2 protein-coding genes are annotated in these 1,973 nt (G+C 73.7%); both read right to left on the bottom strand.

Going from position 1 to position 1,973, the window contains the following annotated elements; translation table 11 throughout:
* Positions 1-74 precede the first annotated feature (74 nt).
* Positions 75-875 (bottom strand): ABC transporter permease subunit, encoded by an 801-nt coding sequence (locus tag QJR14_09275; GenBank protein ID MDI3317790.1) that lies wholly within the window; start codon positions 873-875, stop codon positions 75-77.
* Entirely contained in the window at positions 872-1,768 is an 897-nt protein-coding gene (locus QJR14_09270; protein MDI3317789.1) for an ABC transporter ATP-binding protein, read from the bottom strand. The genes QJR14_09275 and QJR14_09270 overlap by 4 nt, the downstream gene beginning before the upstream one ends.
* Positions 1,769-1,973 lie beyond the last annotated feature (205 nt).

Raw genomic sequence — 1,973 nt, 5'->3', positions numbered from 1 at the left:
GGCCTGACCCTGCGGCCGCGGGAGGCATGGCGGCCCGCCGGCGCCGGCTGCGGATCCGGAGGGCCGCCCGGGCCTCAGAGCCGGAGGTCGCGCCGCTCCACCAGCACCGCCGCCGCCGTGACGAAGAGGAGCGCGTAGGCCAGGAGCGCAGCCGCCGCGCGCGCGAAACCGTCCGCCGTCGAGACCGCCACCGTGGCGTCGAAGCGGCCGAAGATCAGCCACGGCAGCAGGCGGTCGTAACGGCCGGCCGCGCGGAGGGCGACCGTGACGACGTAGAGTCCGAGTGCCACGCCGAGGCCGGCGAAGGTGGCCTGGCTGGAGTCGCTGAAGGCCAGGGAGAGCAGCAGCATCAGCGCCGCCAGGGCCAGCGCGACCAGGAAGGAGAGCGCGAGGGCGCGCAGGCTTCCTGCCAGGGAGAGGCTCTGCCCGGCGGCGGCCGCGCCGCCCCAGGCGGCCAGGAGCACCGCCGTGTGGACCGCCAGCAGCTGCACGGCGATGGCGGCGAAGCGGCCCAGCAGGACTTGCGTCCGGCTGACCGGCTGCGCGAAGAGGAACTCGGCCGTCCCCTGGTCGACCTCGCGGCAGAGCACGCCGGCGGCCGCCACGGCGGCGTAGACGGCCAGCACGAGGGGGAGGAGCGAGTAGATCTCGGCCGCCAGGTAGCTGTCCAGCGTGGCCAGCGAGAGGCGGCTCCCCACGATGGCCTTCAGGGCCGGGGGCAGCTGCTGGAGGTACTGTTGCAAGGAGCCCCCCTTCGCGCCGCCCAGGCTCGGGTAGAGGGAGACGACGAACCAGGTGTAGGCCGCCATGCCGGCCGCCCAGCCCAGCAGCGCGCCCCGTCCCAGGCGCAGGTACTGCCGGAAGAGGAGGATCACGGTCGCCCGCCCCCCTCCGCCCCGCTGAAGTAGGCCAGGAAGACTTCCTCGAGGCTCGGCTCCTCCACCGAGAGGTCGCTCAGCTCGCTCTCCGCCAGCCTGCGCAAGACCGGCCGCAAGTCGCCGGAGACGTGGAAGACGAGGCGCCGCCCCTCCCGCCGGACGTCCCGCACCCCTTCGAGCCCCTCCAGGGAGGGCGGCTCCTGGGCGAAGCTGGCCTGCACCCTCTTGAGGCGCATCCTCCGGAGCGAGGCGACCTCGTCCACCGCCACCACCCTCCCCTCGCGGATGACGGCGACGCGGTGGCAGAGCGCCTCCACCTGCGCCAGATGATGCGAGGAGAGGAAGACGGTCCGGCCGCGCGCCACTTCCTCCCGCAGGAGCTCCTCCAGCGTCCGCTGCATCAGGGGGTCGAGCCCCGCATCCGGCTCGTCCAGGAGGATCAGCTCGGGCTCGTGGGCCAGCGCTGCGACGAGGGCCACCTTCTGGCGCATGCCGCGCGAGAGCTGCTTGACCGGAAGCCCGAGGTCCACGTCGAGGCGGCGGCTCAGCTCCTCCACCCGCCTGCCGGCGCGCAACCCCCGCGTCGCCAGCGTGAACTCGACCACCTCGCGGCCGCGCAGGTTCGGATAGAGGCTGACGTCGCTGGGCAGGTAGCCGGTGCGGCGCCGGATCTCCAGGCCGTGACGGCGCGTCTCCAGCCCGAAGAGGCGCGCCTCTCCCCCGCTGGGGCGCAGGAAGCCCAACAGGAGCCGGATGGTGGTGGTCTTCCCCGCGCCGTTGGGCCCGAGGAAACCGAAGATCTCGCCGCGCTCCACCTCCAGCGAGACATCCTCGACGCCGCGGCGACCCCCGTAGTACTTGCTCAGATGCCGGGTCTCGATCACTGCCACGCAGCTCGCCCCCCGCAAAGGCCGCCCCCGGGCAGGGTAGCACGCGGAGCCGCACTCGACGACCGCCTGTTGAGCGTTTTCCGTAGCCTGCGTCCGCGTGGCCGGCTGCCGGCATGGTCGGCAGGTATGGCGAGGGCAAGGTGGCCCAGACGCTAGCCGGGGCTCCAAGGGACCTCGCGGGGTCCCGGCCGGTGGGGCGCGGCGG

Source organism: Bacillota bacterium (assembly GCA_029961055.1).
Lineage (GTDB): Bacteria > Bacillota > Sulfobacillia > JAIMAT01 > JAIMAT01 > JAIMAT01.
This window is presented reverse-complemented; position numbering and strand designations above follow the sequence as displayed.